This window comes from Zoogloea sp., from assembly GCF_041911615.1.
Taxonomy (GTDB): Bacteria; Pseudomonadota; Gammaproteobacteria; order Burkholderiales; family Rhodocyclaceae; genus Zoogloea.
On record NZ_JAYROR010000002.1, the window covers coordinates 29,727 to 52,091 of the forward strand.

The following is a 22,365-nucleotide window of genomic DNA, read 5'->3' on the forward strand; positions in this document are numbered from 1 at the left end:
TCTGACCACCCTTCTTACTTCTGGGCAGCCGCAGCAGCCTGCGCGGCCACTTCGGCGGCGAAGTCGGTCACCTTCTTCTCGATGCCCTCACCGACGATGTACAGGGTGAAACCGGCCACGGACGCACCCTTCGCCTTCAGCAGCTGGGCGATGGTCTGCTTGCCGTCTTCGGCCTTCACGAAGACCTGATCGAGCAGGGTCACGTCCTTCAGGTACTTCTGGACAGTGCCTTCGGCAATCTTCTCGAGCATGGCTTCCGGCTTGCCGGCTTCGCGAGCCTTCTCGATGGCGATGCGACGCTCGACGTCCAGCAGTTCGGCCGGAACGCCGGAAGCGTCGAGGGCCTTCGGCTTGGAAGCGGCGATGTGCATCGCGATATCCTTGGCCAGGGCTTCGTCGCCGCCAACCAGGTCGACCAGCACGCCGATCTTGGCGCCGCCGTGGACGTAGCTGGCCACGGCACCCTTGGCCTCGGTGCGAACGAAGCGACGGATCGACATGTTTTCGCCAATCTTGCCGACCAGCGCCTTGCGGACTTCCTCAACGGTCTGACCGTTGAGCTCAAGAGCGGACAGCGCTTCCACGTCGGCCGGGTTCTTGGTTGCGACCAGCTCGGCGACGTTCTTGACCAGCGCCAGGAAGTCGTCGTTCTTGGCCACGAAGTCGGTTTCGCAGTTCACTTCAACCATCGCGCCGAGCTTGGCGTCGGCGGAGATATAGATGCCGACGATGCCTTCGGCGGTGACGCGGGCTGCAGCCTTGGAGGCCTTGTTACCCAGCTTGACACGCAGGATCTCTTCGGCCTTGGCCATGTCGCCAGCGGCTTCGGACAGGGCCTTCTTGCATTCCATCATGGGCGCATCGGTCTTTTCGCGCAGCTCCTTGACCATGCTCGCGGTAATTTCCGCCATGCTTGCTCCTAGATAAAGTTTTGAATGAATTCGGTGTTATTTGCAAAGCGGGCGCCCTAGGCGCCCGCTTTCGAATCAGGCCTGCTCTTCGGCGCCGTCTTCAACTTCGACGAATTCGTCGGAGCCGGCAGCAACGATTTCCTGAATCACGTGATTCTTGCCTTCCAGCACCGCATCGGCAACGCCACGGGCGTAAAGGCGGATCGCGCGGGACGAATCGTCGTTACCCGGAATCACGAAATCCACGCCTTCGGGCGAGTGATTGGTATCGACCACGGCCACGACCGGGATACCCAGCTTGTTGGCTTCGGTGATGGCGATCTTGTGGTAGCCGACGTCGATGACGAACAGTGCATCCGGCAGACCACCCAGATCCTTGATGCCGCCCAGGCTCTTCTGGAGCTTCTCGAGCTCACGGGAAGCCATCAGCGCTTCCTTCTTGGACAGGCGCTCGACGGAGCCGTCTTCGACCATGGCTTCCATGTCCTTCAGGCGCTTGATGGAAACCTTGACGGTCTTGAAGTTGGTGAGCATGCCACCCAGCCAGCGCTCATCAACATAAGGCATACCGGCGCGACGGGCCTCTTCAGCCACGATTTCGCGGGCCTGGCGCTTGGTGCCGACAAACAGGATGGTGCCGCGATTGGCAGCCAGCTTGCGCACGAAGTCCATGGCCTCGTTGTACTTGACGAGGGTCTTTTCGAGGTTGACGATGTGAATCTTGTTGCGCTGACCAAAGATGAACGGCGCCATCTTCGGGTTCCAGAAACGGGTTTGATGGCCGAAGTGGACGCCCGCTTCGAGCATTTGACGCATGGTGACAGACATTGCTGAACTCCAGTACTGAGGTTTGACCGCCGCCCGACCTGCCGGCCCCGCCACTGCGAGGCCACGCTACGCCGCAAACATCACCAATCGACTCGTAACCGACGAATCACCGGTGACGCCTGCCGGACCCCAATGGGCCGGACGTGTGTATTTTGCCTGGCACCATTGCCAGACAAGCCATAGATTGTAGCAGCTTCCCAGCATTTCCCTCAAGACCGGCATTCGAGCACCCACCTGCCCCCAGCCGCGCGGATTGCCCGAAACGGCCGCTTGAGCTAGCCTACCCGATTCAAAATCCCCCAGCAGATCAAGCCTCATGAGCGTCACCATAAAAACGCCGGAAGAAATCGAAAAAATGCGTATCGCGGGCCGCCTCGGCTCCGAAGTCCTCGATTACATCACGCCCTTCGTGAAGGCCGGCACCAGCACGGCAGAAATCGACCGGCTCTGCCATGAATATATGGTCGATGTGCAGGGCTGCATTCCCGCCCCGCTCAATTACGCCCCACCGGGCTACACGCCCTATCCGAAGTCGATCTGCACGTCGGTCAATCATCAGGTCTGCCACGGCGTTCCCAGCGACAAGGTGATTCTCAAGAAGGGCGACATCGTCAATCTGGATATCACCGTCATCAAAGACGGCTATCACGGCGACACCAGCCGGATGTTCATCGTCGGCGAAACCTCGATCCGCGCCAAGCGCCTGTGCCAGATCACTTACGAGTGCATGTGGCTGGGCATCGCCCAGGTCAAGCCCGGCGCCCATCTGGGCGACATCGGCGCGGCGATCCAGAAGCACGCCGAGGGCAACGGCTTCTCGGTGGTGCGCGAATTCTGCGGTCACGGGATCGGAGCCAACTTCCACGAGGATCCGCAGGTGCTGCACTACGGCAAGGCCGGCACCGGCATCGAGCTCAAACCCGGCATGATCTTTACCATCGAGCCGATGATCAACGCCGGCAAGGCGGCCATCTCCGAACTGCCCGATGGCTGGACCATCGTCACCCGCGACCGCAGCCTGTCGGCCCAATGGGAACACATGGTGCTCGTCACCGAAACCGGCGTCGAGGTGCTCACCCTGTCGGCCGGCAGTCCCGCCCGCCCGGAGATCGTCGCCCCGTTCGCGGCCCACATTCAGCCCTGACTCTCGACCCAAGATGTCCGACACCGCGCCCGCCGTCCTGTCCCCCGAACTCACCCGCGAACGCATCGGTCGCTACAAGTCCCGCCTCAAAGCCGGTAGCGAGGCGCTCCGTGCCGCCTACGAAGCCCGGCCGCTGACCGACCCGATCCTCAAGGGGCGGTCCCACCTGGTGGACGGCGTGCTGCTCGACATCTGGGCGGATTTCCAGCTCCCCGCCTCGGCGGCGCTGGTGGCGGTGGGTGGCTACGGGCGCGAAGAGCTGTTTCCCTGTTCGGATGTGGATCTGCTGTTCCTGCTCGACGAGACGCCCGACGCCGACCTTTCCGAGCGCCTCACCCAGATGATCGGACTGATCTGGGATATCGGCCTCGACATCGGCCACAGCGTGCGCACCGTCGACGAATGCATCGAGGAAGCGGGCCTCGACGTCACGGTGATGACCAATCTGCTCGAAGCCCGGCTGATCGGCGGCAACGCCCGGCTGTTCGGCGAATTCACCGCCCGGCTGCACGAGCAGCTCAGCATCGGGCAGTTCTTCAAGGCCAAGCGGCTCGAGCAGGAGCAGCGCTACACCCGCCACAACGAAACGCCCTACTCCCTCGAGCCCAACTGCAAGGAAAGCCCCGGCGGCCTGCGCGACCTGCAACTCATCGGCTGGATCAGCCGTGCCGCGGGTTTCGGTACCCACTGGCGCGATCTCGCCCAGCACGGGCTGGTGACCAGCGAGGAAGCAACCGAACTGCGCGAACTGGAACGCTTCCTGCAGCACGTGCGCATCCGTCTGCACCACATCGCCAACCGGCGCGAAGACCGACTGCTCTTCGATCACCAGGAAAAGCTCGCCCGCAAGTTCGGCTTCGAGGCCAACGAGCACCGCCGCGCCTCGGAAGTCTTCATGCAGGAGTACTACCGCACGGCGAAAAAGGTCACCCAGCTCAACACCATCCTGCTGCAGAACTTCGGCGCCGAGTTCTTCCCCAACCGCTACCCGGTGGCGATCAACATCAACGAACGCTTCCAGTGCGTGCGCGAACTGCTCGACGTGCGCGACGAAGGCGTCTTCGACCGCCATCCCAGCGCCCTGCTCGAGTGCTTCCTCATCCTCCAGCAACGCTCCGAACTCAAGGGCATGACCGCCCGCACCCTGCGTGCCCTGTGGCGCGGCCGCAAGCTGATCAACGCCGAATTCCGTCACGACCCGGCCAACCGGGCACTGTTCCTGCGGCTGCTCCAGCAAAAGCGCGGCGTCGTGCACGAGATGCGGCGCATGAACCAGTACGGCATCCTCAGCTTCTACCTGCCCGCCTGGCGGCGCATCGTCGGGCAGATGCAACACGACCTGTTCCACGTCTATACCGTCGACCAGCACATCATGCAGGTGCTGCGCAACGTGCGACGCTTCATGGTCGCCGAGCACGCCCACGAATATCCGCTGCTCACCCGCCTCGCCACCAGCTTCGAGAAACCCTGGCTGATCTACATCGCCGCGCTGTTCCACGACATCGCCAAGGGCCGCGGTGGCGACCATTCCAAGCTCGGCATGAAGGACGCGCGGGATTTCTGCACCGCGCACGGCCTCGACGAAACCGACACGGCGCTGGTCGAATGGCTCGTCCAGCACCACCTGTCGATGTCCAACGTCGCCCAGAAGCAGGACATGTCCGATCTCGACGTGATCCGCCGCTTCGGCGATCTGGTGAAGAACGAACGCCGGCTCACCGCCCTCTACATCCTCACCCACGCCGACATCCGCGGCACCAGCCCGAAGGTCTGGAACGGCTGGAAAGGCAAGCTGCTCGAGGACCTGTTCTTCGCGACCCAACGCCTGCTGCGCGGCGCCACGCCCCAGCAGGCGCTGGGCACGCCGGTCCGCCAGGAAGATGCGCGCAACCTGCTGCGCTATTACGGCCTGCGCCCCGGCACCGAGGACAAACTCTGGGCCCAGCTCGACACCGTTTATTTCATGCGCCACGACGCCGAAGAAATCGCCTGGCACGCGCGCATGCTCTACTACCGCATCGAGTCCGACGAACCCGTCGTCAAGGCCCGCCCCAGCCACGGCGGCGAAGGGCTGCAGGTGATGGTCTATGCCCGCGATCAGAAGGACATCTTCGTGCGCCTGTGCGGCTTCTTCGCGCGGCTCGGATTCTCGATCGCCGACGCCAAGATCCACACCACTCGCCACGGCTACGCCCTCGACAGCTTCCTGCTGCTCGATCCGGGCCAGGAAATCCACTATCGCGACGTGATCGCCCTGCTCGAGCATGATCTCACCGAGCGCCTGCGCCACCCCGACGCCCCCGTGGATCAACCCGCCAGCGGACGCGTCTCCCGCGAGGTCAAGCACTTCCCGATCACGCCGGAAGTCACCATCCACCCGGACGAACGCGGGCAGCACTTCATCATGTCGGTCACCGCCGCCGACCGCCCCGGCCTGCTCTTCGACGTCGCCGAAACCCTCGCCCAGCACGGCATCGACCTGCACACCGCAAAGATCGCAACCCTCGGCGAGCGCATCGAGGACACCTTCTTGATCAGCGGGCCCGACCTCACCCAGGACGCGGGCATCCTGCGCATCGAGGCCGACCTGCTCGAGAAACTGACGATCTGAATCCGCCGGCCGGCTCAGTCGTCGCCGGCCACTGCTCCGTCCGGAAACAGCACCTCGGTATAGCCGAAGCGGGAAAAATCCCGCACCCGCATCGGGTAGAGGATGCCGTCGAGGTGATCGCACTCGTGCTGCACCACCCGCGCGTGAAAGCCGGTCGCCAGACGGTCGATCGGCGCCCCCGACGCGTCGAAGCCGGTGTAGCGCAGCGATGCCCAGCGAGGCACCCAACCGCGCAGCCCGGGAACCGACAGGCAGCCCTCCCAGCCCCCCTCCTCGTCATCCGACAGCGGAGTAAGCTGCGGATTGATCAGCACCGTATCGGGCACCGCCGACGCATCGGGATAACGCGGACTCGCCCCGCCCCCGAAGATCACGACGCGCAGGTCGACGCCGATCTGCGGCGCCGCCAGCCCTGCCCCAGACAAGTGCGCCATCGTGTCGCGCATGTCGGCAATCAACGCCGCCAGCTCCGACGTTCCGAAAGCCTCCACCGGCCGCGCCCGCCGCAGCAGACGCGCATCCCCCATGCGCAGTACGTCGCGAATCATGACCGTTCAGCTTTCGCAGAGGTGGTCGAGCACGTTGCGCACACGCCCCATCGCCTCGCGCAGCACCGTATCGATGGTGTCGAAGCAGATCTGCGCGGTGCTGTCGCCCCGCCCGGCCGCGAAATTGGCCACCACGTTGATCGCCGCGTAAGGAATGCCGAGTTCGCGGGCCAGCGCCGCCTCGGGCATGCCGGTCATGCCGACCACGTCGGCCCCGTCGCGCTCCAGGCGGTTGATCTCGGCCGCCGTTTCGAGACGGGGCCCCTGCGTCGCCGCATACACGCCGCCATCGACAATGGGCTGTCCCGCCCGTTGCGCTGCCGCCAGGATGCGCGCGCGCACCGTCTCGTCGTAGGGCTGGGTGAAATCGATATGAACCACCGGCTCATCGGAACTCTCGTGGAACGTGCTCTTGCGGCCCCAGGTGTAGTCGATGATCTGGTCGGGCAGCACCAGCGAACCCGGGCACAGATCGGCGCGGATGCCGCCTACCGAGGCCACCGAGATGATCGCATCGACGCCCGCCTCGCGCAGGGCCCACAAGTTGGCCTGGTAATTGACGCGATGGGGCGGAATCGTGTGGCCGTAGCCGTGACGCGCCAGGAACACCACCGGCTGGGCGCACAGCTGCCCGAAAGTCAGCGCGCCGGACGGCTCGCCGTAGGGCGTGCGCACCACCTCGCGGCGAATCACGCTCAGGTTGGCCAGTTGGGTCAGGCCGCTACCGCCAATAATCGCCAGCATGCCGGCTACTCCTCGAAAACCGAATCGGGCGCGAATCTTAGCACGCGGCCCCGTCACGCCAGCCCCCGCCGCCGATGCTGCAACGCGCAAAATCATGCTAAAATTTTGCGTTTACAAGTACTTCGGTATCCGATCCCAAATGTCCCGCGCCATCCGCAACATTGCAATCATCGCCCACGTCGACCACGGCAAGACCACCCTCGTCGACCAACTCCTGCGCCAGTCCGGCACCTTCCGTGAAAACCAGCAGGTCACCGAACGGGTGATGGACAGCAACGACATCGAAAAGGAACGGGGCATCACGATCCTCTCGAAGAACTGCGCGATCCAGTACGGCGACACCCACATCAACATCGTCGACACCCCGGGCCACGCCGACTTCGGCGGTGAGGTCGAGCGCGTGCTCTCGATGGTGGACAGCGTGCTGCTGCTGGTGGACTCGGTCGAAGGCCCGATGCCCCAGACCCGCTTCGTGACCCGCAAGGCCCTGGCCCTCGGCCTCAAGCCCATCGTCGTCATCAACAAGATCGACCGTCCGGGCGCCCGTCCCGACTGGGTCATCAACCACACCTTCGATCTGTTCGACAAGCTCGGCGCCACCGACGAGCAGCTCGACTTCCCGATCATCTACGCATCCGGCCTCAATGGCTTCGCGATGGAAAACCTCGAAGACGAGCGCAAGGACATGCGCCCCCTGTTCGAAGCCATCCTCAAGCACGTGCCGGCCCCCGAGGTGGACGCTGAAGGCCCGCTGCAGATGCAGGTCTGCTCGCTCGACTACTCCACCTACATGGGTCAGATCGGCATCGGTCGCATCAAGCGCGGCCGCATCAAGCCCAATCAGGAAGTCGTGGTCATGTACGGCGACGAAAACCGCGGCAAGGGCAAGGTCAGCCAGATCCTGACCTTCAAGGGCCTGGAGCGCTCCCCCGCCGAATCCGCCGAAGCCGGCGACATCGTGCTGGTGGCCGGCATTCAGCAGGTCAACATCGGCGTGACCCTGTGCGATCCGGAATGCCTCGACGGCATGACCCCCATCGCCGTGGACGAGCCGACCCTCACCATGAACTTCATGGTCAACAGCTCCCCGCTGGCCGGCCGTGAAGGCAAGTTCGTCACCAGTCGCCAGATCCGCGAGCGCCTCGAGAAGGAGCTCCTGAAGAACGTCGCCCTACGCGTCAACTTCACCAGCGACTCCGACACCTTCGAAGTCTCGGGTCGCGGCGAGCTGCACCTCACCATCCTCCTCGAGAACATGCGCCGTGAAGGCTACGAGCTGGCCGTCGGTCGCCCGCGCGTGGTGTTCAAGGATATCGATGGCGTCAAGTGCGAACCCTATGAAATGCTCACCGTCGACGTGGAAGAAGAGCATCAGGGCGGTGTGATGGAAGAACTCGGCCGCCGCCGCGGCGAGCTGCAGGACATGGCGCCGGACGGCAAGGGCCGCGTGCGTCTCGAATACCGCATCCCGGCCCGCGGCCTGATCGGCTTCCAGGGCGAGTTCCTGACCATGACCCGCGGTACCGGCCTCGCCAGCCACGTGTTCGACGACTACAGCCCGATGGCCGGCGCCATGAGCGAGCGTCGCAACGGCGTGCTGATCTCCCAGAACGACGGCGAAGCCGTGGCCTACGCCCTGTGGAACCTGCAGGATCGCGGCCGCATGTTCGTGAGCCCGGGCGATGCGCTGTACGAAGGCATGATCATCGGCATCCACACCCGCGACAACGATCTGGTGGTGAACCCGATCAAGGGCAAGCAGCTGACCAACGTGCGCGCCTCGGGCACCGACGAAGCCGTGCGCCTGATCAACCCGATCCAGCTGACCCTCGAATCCGCCATCGAATTCATCGCGGACGACGAAATCGTCGAGATCACCCCGAAGAACATTCGTCTGCGCAAGCGCTTCCTGAAGGAGCACGACCGCAAGCGCGCGGCGCGCGACGAGGCGTAAGTAGATGCAGAACCCGCCGGGGAGCGCCGGCGGTTAGCAGCATGAAAAAAGCGGCCAGATGGCCGCTTTTTTCATGCTCGCGAACGGCTCACTCCGCCGTCGCGCTTCCCCGGCTCGCCAGGAAGGCCGCGAACTCGGTGCCGACCTCCGGGTGCTTCAGCCCCAGCTCGACGGTGGCCTGCAGGTAGCCCAGCTTGGAACCGCAGTCGTAACGCACGCCCTTGAACTGGTAAGCCAGCACCGCTTCTTCCTGGAGTAGCGAAGCGATCGCATCGGTGAGCTGCAACTCGCCCCCTGCCCCCGGCTTCAACTGGCGCAGGTGCTCGAAAATGCGGCCAGTGAGGATGTAACGCCCGATCACCGCCTGGGTGGACGGTGCCTCCTCGGGCTTCGGCTTCTCGACGATACCGGTCACGCGCTGGATCTCGCCGGTATCGCGCTCGGTGCTGACGATCCCGTACTGTTTGGTCTGCTCCCGGCTGACGTTCATCACGCCGAGCACGGAACAACGGTTGTAGTTGTAGACATCGACCATCTGGCGCATCACCGGCAGCTCCTCCTGCCCGTCCAGCAGATCGTCGGCCAGCAGCACCGCAAAAGGCTCGTCGCCCACCACTGGCGCGGCGCACAGCACCGCGTGGCCCAGCCCCAGCGCCTCGGGCTGACGGATGTAGATGCAATTGACGTGAGACGGCACGGTGTCGCGGACGATCTTCAGCAGCTCGGCCTTGCCGCGCATCTCGAGTTCGGTCTCGAGTTCGTAAGCCTTGTCGAAATGATCCTCGATGGCGCGCTTCGAGCGACCGGTGATGAACACCAGGTCAGTCACGCCGGCCGCCACGGCCTCCTCGACCGCGTACTGGATCAGCGGCTTGTCGACGATCGGCATCATCTCCTTCGGGCTCGCCTTGGTCGCCGGCAGGAAACGGCTACCCAGACCCGCAACAGGAAAGACCGCCTTCGTAACTTTCTTCATCAATTGTCTCCAAACAGTTCAGCCTGGCCATCGGCGGGCGGAGTATCCACCGAGCGCAGCAGACTGCGCAAACCTTCCTCGTCAAGAACCGTCACACCGAGCTGCTGCGCCTTGTCGAGCTTGCTGCCGGCATCGCTGCCCGCGACCACGTAATCGGTCTTCTTCGACACCGAACCGGCCACTTTGCCCCCCACGGCCTCGATCATCGCCGCGGCTTCGTCGCGCCGCAGCGTGGGCAGCGTACCGGTGAGCACGAAGGTCTTGCCGGCCAGCACACCCTCGGCGGGGCGGGCAGCGGGTTCGGATTCCGCCCAGCGCATCGCCGCGCGCAGCCGCTCGATCACCTCGCGGTTATGGGCCTCGTCAAGAAACGCGATGATCGATTTCGCCACGATCGGCCCCACATCGGGCACCTGCAACAGCGCAGCCTCGTCGGCGGCAAGCAGGTTGTCCAGCTTGCCGAAATGCCGCGCCAGATCCTTGGCGGTGGTCTCGCCGACATTGCGGATGCCCAGCGCGAAGATGAAACGCGCCAGCGTCGTGTCGCGACTCTTGTCGATGGCCGCCACCAGGTTGGCGGCGGACTTTTCGCCCATGCGCTCAAGCCCCGCCAGCAACGTGGCATTCACTCGCGTGGCGTCGAAGAGATCGGCCGGCGTCCTGACGATGCCGGCGGCAACGAGCTGATTGACGATCTGCTCGCCGAGCCCGTCGATATCCACCGCCCGACGGCTGGCAAAATGCCGCAGCGCCTGCTTGCACTGGGCCGGACAGAACAGTCCGCCGGTGCATCGCGCGACGGCTTCATCCTCGCCGCGAACCACGTGGGAACCGCACTCAGGGCACTGGTGGTCGATGGCAGCCAGCAAGTCGAAGCGCGGCGGCTCGCCTTCGCGGCGCTCGAGGATGGGGCCGACCACCTCGGGGATCACGTCGCCAGCCCGGCGCACCACCACCCAGTCGCCGATCCGCACATCCTTGCGGTCGATCTCGCCCTGGTTGTGCAGCGTCGCGTTGGTGACCGTCACACCGCCGACGAAAACCGGTTCGAGCCGCGCCACCGGCGTGATCGCCCCCGTGCGTCCCACCTGCACGTCGATGCCGAGCAGCCGCGTCGCGACCTCCTGGGCCGGATACTTGTGGGCAACCGCCCAGCGGGGCTCGCGGGACACGAAGCCCAGTTCGAGCTGCCGCGCGATGGCATCGACCTTGTACACCACGCCGTCGATGTCAAACGGCAGCGTCTCACGCAGCCCCGCCATGTCGGCATGAAAACGTGCCAGGCCCGCGGGGCCCTCGACTCGCGTGCGATGGGCGCATACCGGCAGCCCGAACGCCGCCAGCGCATCGAGGATGCCGCTGTGGCTGTCGGGCATCGCCCAGCCCTGCACCTCGCCCAGCCCGTAAGCGAAGAAGGACAGCGGGCGCTGAGCGGTGATGTTCGGGTCGAGCTGGCGCAGGCTGCCGGCCGCGGCGTTGCGCGGATTGACGAACAGCTTCTGGCCAGCGGCTTCCTGCGCTGCGTTGAGGCGCGCGAAATCGTCGCGGCGCATGTAGATCTCACCGCGCACCTCCAGCACCGGCGGCGCCTCGCCGACGAGCCGCAGCGGAATCTGGCGCAGGGTTCGCACGTTGCGGGTGACATCCTCGCCGGTATTACCGTCGCCACGGGTCGCCGCCAGCACCAGCAGGCCGGCTTCGTAGCGCAGGCTGATCGCCAGACCGTCGAACTTCAGCTCGGCGGCGTAACCCACCGGCGGCGCGTCGTCGTCGAGCCCCAAGGCACGGCGCACGCGGGCATCGAAGGCCATCGCGCCCTGCTCGGTGGTATCGGTTTCAGTGCGGATCGACAGCATCGGCACCGCGTGATGCACGGCGGCGAGCTCGGGCGAAGGCGCGCCGCTGACCCGCTGGGTGGGCGAATCGGGCGTGACGAGTTCGGGATGATCGGCTTCCAGCGACTGGAGTTCGCGGAACAGGCGGTCGTACTCGGCGTCCGGGACGCTGGGCGCATTGAGGACGTAATAGGCGTGGTCGTGCCGCGCTAGCTCCGCGCGCAGGGCATCGACCCGCACGCGGATATCGGAACTTGCTGCCATGCGACAGCCCGCTCAGGAGAACAGGCGCAGCGCCAGCGGCGAGCCCGGCGCGATGCCCTGCTCGGACATCTGCCCCTGGAACTGCTCGATCTGGGCGCGAATCAGCCCCACGGCCTTGTCGCCGAACGGCGAGCGGTTGTCGTCCACCACCGCACCGCCGAGCGCATCGGCCAGCTGCTGGGCAAAGGCCATCATGCGCTCGAAAACCCGCACGCCGTCGGCCACGCGGGGTACGTCGAGGGTCAGGGTGACACCCTTGGTGACCAGGCCGCGCATGTCTTCGGCGACGAACAACGCCGGCTCGAGGTTGGACAGCACGAACTGGCTCACGCCGGCTTCGTCGCGGGCGTGAAAGCACCCGTCGCCGAGCAATTCGAGGCCCGCGGCTTCCGCCAGGCCACGCAGCTTGGTGCCGGCGAAGCCTTGGTCGCGCGCCACCACGTTGACGCCGATCTGGATGTCCACGCCGGCACACAGGCGATCGAGCTCGGCCGCGCGCCCGAGTGCCTCGCCCGAGGCCGGCAGCGACGGGATCGCCATGAACAGGTCGCACATGCGCTGCAGCCCGGCGCCGAGCCAGGCCAGATCGGCCTCCGACGCCGCACCGCGGCGATCCACCAGTTGCAGCGCGGCGCACACCCAGTGGTAAGTACCGGCACTATTCGCGGTGAGCAGATCCCAGCGATTGCTGGAATCCGAGAAGCCGAACCAGCGCAGCGGCTTGGCGACGCCGTCGAACTGCTGGGCGGCGGCCTGCCAGAGGCGACCGCCCACCACCGGCTCGATGGCTTCGATGCGCACCACCCAGTCGGCCCGCTCGTCGAGTTCGGGGGGCAGCAGCGGCGGCACGCGGCGGGCGCTGGCGTCCTTGACCTCCTGGGCCGTCGGCTGGGACCGGACCGGCGCCTCGCCGCCGATCACCGGCTCGAGGCGATCCACCGACGCGCGGCCCGGCGAATCCTCGCCGAGGGGCTCCAGGCTGGCGAGCGCATCCGTCTCCTTGCGGTGCTTGCGCTCCTGCCACTTGTTGAACGCAAAGATACCGACCACGACAACGCCGCCGGCACCGATCAGACCCATCTGCAATTCACTGATTGCCATCGAATTCCCTTGTTTCCCCGCGTCAGGCCGCAACCGTCTCGGCCAGCCGCAACGCTTCTTCAATATCCACTTCAACCACCCGCGACACACCTTGCTCCTGCATCGTGACCCCCACCAGCTGCTGCGCGATCTCCATCGTGATCTTGCTGTGACTGATGAACACGAACTGGGTCTGCGACGACATGCGCTTGACCATCTGGCAATAGCGCTCGGTGTTCGAATCGTCGAGCGGCGCATCCACTTCATCCAGCATGCAGAACGGCGCCGGGTTGAGCTGGAACATCGAGAACACCAGCGCAATCGCCGTCAGCGCCTTCTCGCCCCCCGAAAGAAGCTGGATGGAACTGTTCTTCTTGCCGGGCGGCTGGGCGACGATCGAGATACCCGCATCGAGGATCTCGTCGCCGGTGAGCACCAGCCGCGCCTCACCGCCTCCGAAGAGCATCGGGAACAGGTTCCCGAAATGGTGATTAACAGTATTGTACGTCTCCTGAAGCTGCTCTCGCGTCTCGCGATCGATCCGGCGGATCGCATCTTCGAGGGTTTCGATGGCGCTTAGCAGGTCTTCGGTCTGCACGTCGAGGTAATTCTTCCGCTCCGAAGCGGCTTTCAGCTCATCGAGCGCCGCCAGATTCACCGGCCCCAGCTCGGCGATCTCGCGACCGAGGCGCCCGACCTCGCGCTGCAGCGAGCCCTCCTTCAGCTCTGGCACCAGCAGCGGCGCCAACGCGGCTTCGTCGGCCTGAGCCTCGTCGAGGCGGGCGGCATGCTGGGCCTCCGCCATTTCGGCGGCCTGCACGCGCAGGCGAAGATCCGCGACCCGGTCCCGCTGGGGCGCCGCGGCGTGCTCGGTGCGCTGGCGATCCTCCTCCAGCCCGCGCAGCAGACCGTTGGCGCCCTCCAGCGTATTGCGGCTCGCCGCCAGCGCGGTCTCCCGCGCGGCGCGCTGCGCCACCGCATCCTGCAACGCGGTCTCCACCGAGGCTTCGTCGATCTCCATCAACGATTCGCGCCGCTCCGTCAGCTCCTCGGCGATGCGTTCGAGCTGCTCGCCGGCCAGCGCGCGGTTGCGGGCGATGTCGTCGAGCTTGCTGGCGCACTCGCGCTCGGCATGGCGGGCCTCCTGCAATTCGCGGGCCAGCGCCGACTCGAGGGCGCGCGTCTCGCGCAGGCTGCTCTCACGCTCGCGGCGGACGGCCTCGGCGGCATCGAGCCGGCCACGCTGCAGCTCGGCCAGTTCGCGACTGCGTTCGAGTTCGGTTTCGGCGCGCATCAGGCGATCGCGTTCGGCCTGCTCGGCGTGCTCGATCTCGCCCAGATCGCGGTCGATCTGACCACAGCGCTCCTCGTAGCGCACCTGCGCCTGGTTGAGCTTGAGTACCTCGACCTGCTCGGCATGAACGCGGGCCTGCAAGGCCTGGGCATCCCGACGCAGGCTGGCCAGCGCCTCCTGCAGGCGGCTCGCCAGGGCCTCGCCCTCGCCCACCGATTCGCGCGCCATCGCCGCCTCATCCTGCGCGGACTCGACTTCCGCGGCGAGCTGGTCGATCTCGCGCTGACGTTCGATGACGCCGTGGGTGCGCGAATCCGGCGCGTAGTGGATCAGCGCATGGCGGCCGAGCAGCAGCCCGTTCCGCGCGACCAGCGTGACGCCCGCCGCCAGGGTGGCGCGGCGCTCGATCCAGCCGCCCAGATCGTCGGCGACGAACACCCCGCGCAACCACACCGACAGCACGTCCGCCAGCGCATCGTCGGCGCCGATCTTGTCGCGCAGCGGCACCGTGCCGGCGGGCGCCGCGGGGCCATCGCCCGCGCCGTCCTCGCCGCCCGCCCCTTCGAGCATGAAGGCAAAGGCGCCGGGCACCCGGTCGCCCAAAGCGGCCAGCGCGGCGCGCCCGTCTGCCGCCGGCAAGGCGGCGAGACGCTCGCGCAGCACGGCCTCGAGCGCCAGCTCCCAGCCCGCCTCCACGCGAATGCGCTGCCACAGCGGCTTGAGGGCGTCGAGCTTGTGACGCTTGAGCCAATCGCCTAGCTGGCCCTGGACCTGCACCTTGTTCTGCAACTGCACCAGCGCCTCGCGACGCGCCCGCAGTTCGGTGGCGTGGCGCTGGGCCTGGCGTTCGGTTTCGAGCGCCTGCTTGAGGGCGAGCTGGGCCGCCGGCAGCTGGGCCTGGGCATCGGCGATGTCGGCCTGACGCCGGGCCAGGGTGTCGTCGAGCTCGGCCAGCGCGGCCTCGCGTTCGGCCAGCAGGCGCAGGTCGGGGGCCTGCACCGCGGACTGCTCCTGCTGCAGGCGCGCGCGGCGCTGACCGAGGGTGTCGAGGGTGCGTTCGCTGCTGACCCGGTGAGCCTCCTCGACGCGAATCTGCTGTTCGGCCTGATTGAGCTCGCGACGAATCGCGGCGGCGGTGGCGTCGGCGCTCTGCAGCGCCTCCTCCGCCTCGGGCAGGCGCTCGCCCACCTCCGCGTGGCGCGCCTCGGCCTGCTCGGCCCGCAGCGCGGCGTTTTCCAGCAGGCCCTGCCAGCGCTCGCTGTCGGCACCGAGATTCTCGAGCTGCGCGCGCCACTGGGCGTCATCCCGTTCGAGCTGGGCCAGACGGCTCTCGAGGATGCGCCGGCTGTCCCGCAGGCGCGCCAGCTCACCCTCCAGGCGGGTGAGCTCGGAACTCACCGAAAACAGCGCGCCCTGGGCCTGCTGCACGCCCTCGTTGGCCGCGAACTGGGCTTCGCGGGCGGTCTCGAGCTGGCTCTCCAGCTCAAGCAAACGCGCCGAGTCGGCCTCGATGCGGCGCGTTGCGTCGGCCAGCTCGTCGGCGAGGCGTGACCGCTCGGCCCGCGCCTCGTTGCGCTTCAGGAGCCACAGCAGGTTCTGACGTTCCGCCAGGCTGGCGTTGAGCTGACGGTAGCGCTCGGCGACGGCGGCCTGCTGCTCCAGCTTGCCGAGCTGCTGCCCAAGCTCGTTGCGAATGTCCTCGAGGCGGGCCAGGTTGTCCCGGGCATCCGACAGGCGTCCCTCGGTCTCTTTGCGCCGCTCGCGATACTTGGTCACGCCGGCGGCCTCTTCCAGGAAACCCCGCACCTCCTCCGGCTTGGCCTCGATGATCCGCGAGATCATGCCCTGCTCGATGATCGCGTAGGCCCGCGGCCCGAGGCCGGTTCCGAGGAACAGGTCGATCACGTCCTTGCGGCGAACCTGCATGCCGTTGATGAAATACGTGGACTCGCCGCTGCGGTCGAGCACGCGCTTCACCGCCACTTCTGCGTAGGGCTTCCACTGCCCGGCCGCGCGCCCTTCGGCATTGTCGAAGACCAGCTCGACGCTGGCCCGCGACACCGGCTTGCGGGTGGTCGAACCGTTGAAGATCACGTCCAGCATCGAGCCGCCGCGCAGCGCCGACGCCCGCGACTCGCCCAGCACCCAGCGCACGGCGTCGATGATGTTCGATTTGCCGCAACCGTTCGGCCCCACCACGCCGACCAGATTGCCGGGCGTCAGCACGGTCGTCGGGTCGACGAAGGTCTTGAATCCGGCGAGCTTGAGTTTGGCGAGACGCATTTGGAAAATGCTGGCGAAAAACGGAAATTACCGACGGCAGACACCATGACGAACCCACGCGGGACACGGCGAAAACGCCTGCCCCGCAACCGCCATGCTGCACTGCCGCATAAGCGGCGGACGCTATAATAACACTGGACCCAGTTCAGGCCAGGGGCTTGTTCCACCCTCGCCGACGCTGATCGATTCGACGCGCCGAAGCGGGCGCGCGCCCCGACCCAAACGGCCCTCGCCGGGCAACATCCAGGACGAATACAGGAAACCCCCCGAACGTGAACCCGCACCTCCAGGATCTCCACCCTTACCCCTTCGAAAAACTGCGCGCGCTCTTCGAAGGCATCGCGCCGCCCGCCGGCTATTCGGCAATTCGCCTGTCCATCGGCGAGCCCCAGCACGCCACCCCGGCCTTCATCAAGCAGGCTCTGGTGGACAACCTCGGCGGCCTCGCCAATTACCCGACCACCCAGGGTTCCGACGCCCTGCGCCAGTCCATCGCCGGCTGGCTGGAACGCCGCTACGGGCTGCCCAAGGTTGACGCCGCCACCCAGGTGCTGCCGGTGAATGGCTCCCGCGAGGCGCTCTTCGCCTTCGCCCAGTGCGTCATCGACGGCAGCCGCCCCGACGCCCTGGTGCTCAGCCCCAACCCGTTCTACCAGATCTACGAAGGCGCGGCCTACCTGGCCGGCGCCCAGCCTTACTTCGTCAACAACCTGCCGGCCGACCGCTTCGCCTCCGACTTCGACGGTGTCCCCGAATCCGTCTGGCAGCGCGTCCAGCTGGTCTTCGTCTGCTCACCCGGCAACCCCACCGGCAAGGTGCTGAGCCTCGACGAATGGAAGAAGCTCTTCGAACTGTCCGACCGCTACGGCTTCGTGATCGCCGCCGACGAGTGCTATTCCGAAATCTACTTCGACGACGCCCAGCTTCCGATCGGCGGGCTCGAGGCCGCCCATCGCCTCGGCCGCACCGACTTCCGCAATGTGGTCATGTTCTCCAGCCTCTCGAAGCGCTCCAACGTGCCGGGCATGCGCTCCGGCTTCGTCGCCGGCGATGCCGCGATCCTGAAGCGCTTCCTGCTCTACCGCACCTACCACGGCTGCGCCATGAGCCCGTCGGTGCAGGCCGCCTCCGCCGCCGCCTGGAACGACGAGGCCCACGTCGCCGAGAACCGTCGTCAATATCGCGAGAAATTCGCCGTTATCACGCCGATGCTCGAGGCCTGCCTCGACGTGGCGCTGCCCGACGCCGGCTTCTACCTGTGGGCGAACGTTACCCGCCTCGGCCTGTCCGACACCGAGTTCGCCCGCCGGCTGCAGGCTGAATATAATGTGACGGTTCTGCCCGGCAGCTTTCTTGCCCGCGAAGCCCACGGCACCAACCCCGGCGCCGGCTTCGTGCGCATCGCGCTCGTTGCGGACCTGGCAGAGTGCGTCGAGGCGGCCCAGCGCATCGTCGCCTTCGCCCAACAACTTTCCGAGCAGTCATGACCCACAACCTCAACCCCAATCATCTGCACATCATGCCCCACCACGAAAATCCCTTTGCCTCCATCATCGAAGACCTGTGGGAGCGCCGCGCCGACCTGTCCGCCACCAGCGTGTCGAGCGAGCAGTTGCGCGCCATCGAGCACGTGATCGACGAGCTCGACCAGGGCAAGCTGCGCGTCGCCGAAAAGATCAACGGCGAGTGGGTCACCCACCAGTGGATCAAGAAGGCCGTGCTGCTGTATTTCCGCACCCACGACAACAAGAGCATCTCCGGCGGTGAAGCCCGCTATTTCGACAAGGTGCCGACCAAGTTCGACAACTACACCGACGCCGACTTCCAGGCCGGCGGTTTCCGCGTGGTGCCCAACGCCGTCGCCCGCAAGGGCAGCTTCATCGGCAAGGGCGTGGTGCTGATGCCGTCCTACGTGAACATCGGCGCCTACGTCGGCGAAGGCACGATGGTCGACACCTGGGCCACCGTCGGCTCCTGTGCCCAGATCGGCAAGAACGTGCACCTGTCCGGCGGCGTCGGCATCGGTGGCGTCCTCGAGCCGCTGCAGGCCAATCCGACCATCATCGGCGACAACTGCTTCATCGGCGCTCGCTCCGAAGTGGTCGAAGGCGTCATCGTCGAAGACAACTGCGTGATCTCGATGGGCGTCTACATCGGCCAGAGCACCAAGATCTACGACCGCGCCACCGGCGAAGTCATCTACGGCCGCGTACCCGCCGGCTCCGTCGTGGTGAGCGGCAACCTGCCCTCCGCCGACGGCAAGTACAGCCTGTACTGCGCCGTGATCGTCAAGAAGGTCGACGCGCAAACCCGCGCCAAGACCAGCATCAACGAACTGCTGCGCGACTGACCCCGCTTCCGGGCCGCCCTCAGTTAGCGCTGAGGCGGCCCCGAGGCGCACCTGTTGCCGTCCGGAACTGCCCGATGATCATCGACAAGCTATTCGCCCTGATGGCCGAGAAGAAAGCCTCGGACATCTTCATTACCGTCGGCACCCCGATCCACATCAAGATCGACGGCAACACGCTGCCCATCAATCAGCAGGCCATGGACCCGACGATGGTCCACCGCATGGCCTACGAAATGATGTCGCCCGAGCAGGTCGAGCGCTTCGAGCGCACGCGGGAGATGAACCTCTCCTTCGGCCGGCGCGACATGGGCAATTTCCGCGTCAACGTCTTCTGGCAACGCAACAGCGTCGCCATTGTCGTACGCTATATTTCCGGCGACATTCCGCGCCTTGAAAGCCTTGGCCTGCCGCCGGTGCTCTCCGAAGTCATCATGGAAAAGCGCGGGCTGATCCTCGTCGTGGGAGCCACCGGCTCCGGCAAGTCGACGACCATCGCCTCGATGATCGACCACCGCAACGAGAACCGCTCCGGCCACATCCTGACCATCGAAGACCCCATCGAGTACCTCTTCAAGCACAAGATGTCGGTGGTCAATCAGCGCGAGATCGGCCAGGACACCGCCGACTGGCACAGCGCCCTGAAGAACGCCATGCGCCAGGCGCCCGACTGCATCCTGATCGGCGAGATCCGCGACCGCGAGACCATGCAGGCCGCCCTGTCGTATTCCCAGACCGGCCACCTGTGCCTGGCTACGCTGCACGCCAACAACGCCTACCACGCGCTCAACCGCATCTTCAGCTTCTTCCCGATGGACGGTCGGGCGCTGCTGGCCCTCGACCTCGCCGCGACGCTCAAGTGCATCGCCTCCCAGCGCCTCGTCAAAAAGCCCGACGGCGGCCGCATCCCCGCCGTCGAGATCCTGCTCAACTCGCGCCAGGTTGCCGAACTCATCGAGCGCAGCGAAATCTCCGCGATCCGCGAAGCCATGGAGCAGAGCCTCGCTCAAGGTTCGCGCACGTTCGAACAGGACCTGTTCCGCCTCTACAAAGACAAGGTCATCACCCTCGAGGAAGCGCTGACCAACTCCGATTCGCCCACCAACCTGTCGTGGCTCATCAACAACGCCCAGTTCGGCAGCAACGGCAGCGAGAAGGCCAGCCGCGGCCAGTCAGCCATCGACTTCGAAAGCACCCAGCCGGACGGCTCCTCCTTCCGCGAATTCACCCTCGAACTCGACGACGACTGAGCCCACCCCCCCGCCCCGCCGTGCGTCCGCCCCGCCCCGGGGCGACGGCGGGCGCATTGCCCGCCCCATCGCTCAAAAAAGACAACGCATGAACCCCACGCTCGACCTCACCCGCGACCTCATCGCCCGCCCGTCCGTCACCCCCGAAGACGCAGGCTGCCTCGATCTCATCGCCAGCCGTCTGGCCCCCCTCGGCTTCGTCTGCGAGCGCATCGACGGCGGCGGCGTTAGCAACCTGTGGGCCCGCCGCGGCACCGCCCGTCCGCTGGTCGTCTTCGCCGGCCACACCGACGTCGTCCCCACCGGCCCGCTGGACGCCTGGACCTCCCATCCCTTCGAGCCCACCGAGCGCGACGGCCTGCTCTTCGGCCGCGGCGCCGCCGACATGAAGGCGTCCCTGGCCGCCTTCGTCACCGGCATCGAAGCCTTCGTCGCCGCCCATCCGGACCACGCCGGTTCCATCGCCCTGCTCCTCACTTCCGACGAGGAGGGCGACGCCACCCACGGCACCACGCTCGTCGTCGAGACCCTGCGCGCCCGCGGCGAAGCCCTCGACTTCTGCATCGTGGGCGAACCCACCTCCACCGCCACGCTGGGCGACACCATCAAGAACGGCCGCCGTGGCAGCCTGTCGGGCAAGCTCACCGTCAAGGGCGTGCAGGGCCACATCGCCTACCCGCACCTGGCCAAGAACCCCATCCACCTCGCCGCGCCAGCGCTCACCGAGCTCGCCGCCGAAACCTGGGACGAAGGCAACGAGTACTTCCCGCCCACCTCCTGGCAGATGTCCAACATCAAGGCCGGCACCGGCGCCACCAACGTGATTCCGGGCACCCTCGAAGTGCTGTTCAACTTCCGCTTCGCGACGGTGCACACCGCCGACCAGCTCAAGGCCCGCGTGCACGCCATCCTCGACCGCCACGGCCTCGACTACGACCTCGCCTGGACCCTCGGCGGCAAGCCCTTCCTCACGCCGCGCGGCAGCCTCGTCAGCGCGATGGAAGACGCCATCCGCGGCACGCTGGGCATCAGCCCCGAGCTATCCACCACCGGCGGCACCTCCGACGGCCGCTTCATCGCCGACATCTGCCCGCAGGTCGTCGAATTCGGCCCGGTCAACGCCACCATCCACAAGCTCAACGAATGCATTGCGCTGGACGCCATCGAGCCGCTCTCGGGCATCTACCGCCGCACCCTCGAAAACCTGCTGACCCGATCGGAAAAGGCATGAACGACCACCACGACGACCACCTCGACGACGAGCACGACCACGAACACGAGCACGGCCCCCTGGCCGAACTCGTCACCGTGCGCGACTGGCTGCGCTACGCCGTCACCCGCTTCAACCGGGCCGGCTGTTTCTTCGGCCACGGCCTGCAGGACGCCTACGACGAAGCCGTCTATCTGGTGCTCCACAGCCTCGCCCTGCCGCTCGACCGGCTGGAGCCCTTCCTCGACGCCTGCATCCCCGGCGACGAACGGGAAGCCATCTTCGAAGTGATCGAAAAACGCGCCGTGGACAAGCTCCCTGCCGCCTACATCACCGGCGAAGCCTGGCTCGGGGATTTCCGCTTCGAAGTGGATCCGCGGGTCATCATCCCCCGCTCCTACTTTGCCGAGCTGCTCGAAAACGGCTTCTCCCCGTGGATCCAGGACGCGGAAGACGTCACCGCCGCCATGGACATGTGCACCGGCTCCGGCTGCCTCGCCATCCTGATGGCCCACGCCTTCCCCAACGCCCACATCACCGCCGTCGATATCTCCCAGGACGCCCTCGACGTGGCGGCCGCCAACATCGCCGCCTATGGCCTCGAGGATCGCATCACCCTGATCAAGTCCGACGGCTTCTCGGCGGTGCCGGCACAGCGTTTCGACTTCATCCTCAGCAACCCGCCCTACGTCACCCGCGAGGCCATGGAAACGCTGCCCGCGGAATATCTGCACGAACCGGGTCTGGCCCTCGGCTCCGGCGAGGACGGGCTCGATCTGGTGCGCAAGCTCCTTGCCGACGCCCCCCGTTTCCTCCAGCCCGACGGCCTCATTGCCATCGAGGTCGGACACAACCGCGCCATTGTCGACGCGGCTTTCCCGACCCTCTCGCCTACATGGGTATCGGCTCCCAGCGGCGACGATAAGGTATTTATCCTCGAGGCCGGTCAATTGTTGTAAAAACGGGGCATCTTTGAGAATTCGGTCAACCCTGCTACCTAGCTGCCGTATTTATGATCTTGCCTGAGGGGAAAACGCCTTTTCCCCGACATAAACAATAAAACCAGGCAAAACCATAAAAAAGGTC

16 protein-coding genes are annotated in these 22,365 nt (G+C 66.1%); 8 read left to right on the forward strand and 8 right to left on the reverse strand.

Annotated features, from left to right (window positions below; translation table 11 throughout):
* Window positions 1-14: 14 nt before the first annotated feature.
* The gene (tsf, locus tag ACE3P2_RS00520) at window positions 15-911 is read right to left on the reverse strand and encodes a translation elongation factor Ts (protein ID WP_374259644.1); all 897 of its coding nucleotides are present in this window, start codon (window positions 909-911) and stop codon (window positions 15-17) included.
* A gap of 75 nt (window positions 912-986) precedes the next feature.
* Window positions 987-1,739, reverse strand: a complete 753-nt coding sequence (gene rpsB, locus ACE3P2_RS00525) for a 30S ribosomal protein S2 (RefSeq protein ID WP_374259647.1) — start codon at window positions 1,737-1,739, stop codon at window positions 987-989.
* A gap of 316 nt (window positions 1,740-2,055) precedes the next feature.
* On the opposite strand from rpsB, the gene map reads away from it, so the two are divergent.
* Both map and ACE3P2_RS00535 read left to right on the forward strand, forming a co-directional pair.
* Complete coding sequence (map, locus tag ACE3P2_RS00530) at window positions 2,056-2,883, forward strand: type I methionyl aminopeptidase (RefSeq protein ID WP_374259650.1); 828 nt, start codon at window positions 2,056-2,058, stop codon at window positions 2,881-2,883.
* Between the two features lie 13 nt (window positions 2,884-2,896).
* Window positions 2,897-5,494 carry a [protein-PII] uridylyltransferase gene (locus tag ACE3P2_RS00535; RefSeq protein WP_374259652.1) on the forward strand — a complete coding sequence of 866 codons (2,598 nt, stop codon included), beginning with the start codon at window positions 2,897-2,899 and terminating at the stop codon, window positions 5,492-5,494.
* Between the two features lie 14 nt (window positions 5,495-5,508).
* Here ACE3P2_RS00535 and def read toward each other — a convergent pair whose 3' ends face one another.
* Both def and ACE3P2_RS00545 read right to left on the reverse strand, forming a co-directional pair.
* Entirely contained in the window at window positions 5,509-6,042 is a 534-nt protein-coding gene (gene def / locus ACE3P2_RS00540) for a peptide deformylase (protein ID WP_374259654.1), read from the reverse strand.
* A 6-nt stretch (window positions 6,043-6,048) separates the two neighbouring features.
* Complete coding sequence (locus tag ACE3P2_RS00545; RefSeq protein ID WP_374259656.1) at window positions 6,049-6,786, reverse strand: S-methyl-5'-thioinosine phosphorylase; 738 nt, start codon at window positions 6,784-6,786, stop codon at window positions 6,049-6,051.
* Window positions 6,787-6,925: 139 nt separating this feature from the next.
* Here ACE3P2_RS00545 and typA point away from each other — a divergent pair, with 139 nt between their 5' ends.
* On the forward strand, window positions 6,926-8,740 hold the full coding sequence (gene typA / locus ACE3P2_RS00550; RefSeq protein WP_374259659.1) for a translational GTPase TypA: 1,815 nt from the start codon (window positions 6,926-6,928) through the stop codon (window positions 8,738-8,740).
* Between the two features lie 88 nt (window positions 8,741-8,828).
* Here typA and galU read toward each other — a convergent pair whose 3' ends face one another.
* The 4 genes from galU to smc are packed head-to-tail and all read right to left on the reverse strand — an operon-like array spanning window position 8,829 to window position 16,472.
* On the reverse strand, window positions 8,829-9,716 hold the full coding sequence (galU, locus tag ACE3P2_RS00555) for a UTP--glucose-1-phosphate uridylyltransferase GalU (protein ID WP_374259661.1): 888 nt from the start codon (window positions 9,714-9,716) through the stop codon (window positions 8,829-8,831).
* Window positions 9,716-11,815 carry an NAD-dependent DNA ligase LigA gene (gene ligA / locus ACE3P2_RS00560; RefSeq protein ID WP_374259663.1) on the reverse strand — a complete coding sequence of 700 codons (2,100 nt, stop codon included), beginning with the start codon at window positions 11,813-11,815 and terminating at the stop codon, window positions 9,716-9,718. Before ligA ends, galU begins: the two co-directional genes overlap by 1 nt.
* 12 nt (window positions 11,816-11,827) lie before the next feature.
* Window positions 11,828-12,916, reverse strand: coding sequence for a cell division protein ZipA C-terminal FtsZ-binding domain-containing protein (locus ACE3P2_RS00565; protein ID WP_374259665.1), 1,089 nt, complete (start codon window positions 12,914-12,916; stop codon window positions 11,828-11,830).
* 22 nt (window positions 12,917-12,938) lie between these two features.
* Entirely contained in the window at window positions 12,939-16,472 is a 3,534-nt protein-coding gene (smc, locus tag ACE3P2_RS00570) for a chromosome segregation protein SMC (RefSeq protein WP_374259667.1), read from the reverse strand.
* 272 nt (window positions 16,473-16,744) lie between these two features.
* Here smc and dapC point away from each other — a divergent pair, with 272 nt between their 5' ends.
* From dapC to prmB, 5 genes are all read left to right on the forward strand, one after another.
* Window positions 16,745-17,959, forward strand: a complete 1,215-nt coding sequence (gene dapC, locus ACE3P2_RS00575) for a succinyldiaminopimelate transaminase (RefSeq protein ID WP_374259669.1) — start codon at window positions 16,745-16,747, stop codon at window positions 17,957-17,959.
* A gap of 32 nt (window positions 17,960-17,991) precedes the next feature.
* On the forward strand, window positions 17,992-18,822 hold the full coding sequence (gene dapD, locus ACE3P2_RS00580) for a 2,3,4,5-tetrahydropyridine-2,6-dicarboxylate N-succinyltransferase (protein ID WP_374259803.1): 831 nt from the start codon (window positions 17,992-17,994) through the stop codon (window positions 18,820-18,822).
* A 74-nt stretch (window positions 18,823-18,896) separates the two neighbouring features.
* Window positions 18,897-20,069 (forward strand): PilT/PilU family type 4a pilus ATPase, encoded by a 1,173-nt coding sequence (locus ACE3P2_RS00585; protein ID WP_374259671.1) that lies wholly within the window; start codon window positions 18,897-18,899, stop codon window positions 20,067-20,069.
* An 88-nt stretch (window positions 20,070-20,157) separates the two neighbouring features.
* Window positions 20,158-21,300, forward strand: coding sequence for a succinyl-diaminopimelate desuccinylase (gene dapE, locus ACE3P2_RS00590; RefSeq protein ID WP_374259674.1), 1,143 nt, complete (start codon window positions 20,158-20,160; stop codon window positions 21,298-21,300).
* The gene (gene prmB / locus ACE3P2_RS00595) at window positions 21,297-22,238 is read left to right on the forward strand and encodes a 50S ribosomal protein L3 N(5)-glutamine methyltransferase (protein WP_374259677.1); all 942 of its coding nucleotides are present in this window, start codon (window positions 21,297-21,299) and stop codon (window positions 22,236-22,238) included. The genes dapE and prmB overlap by 4 nt, the downstream gene beginning before the upstream one ends.
* The last annotated feature ends 127 nt before the right edge of the window (window positions 22,239-22,365 follow it).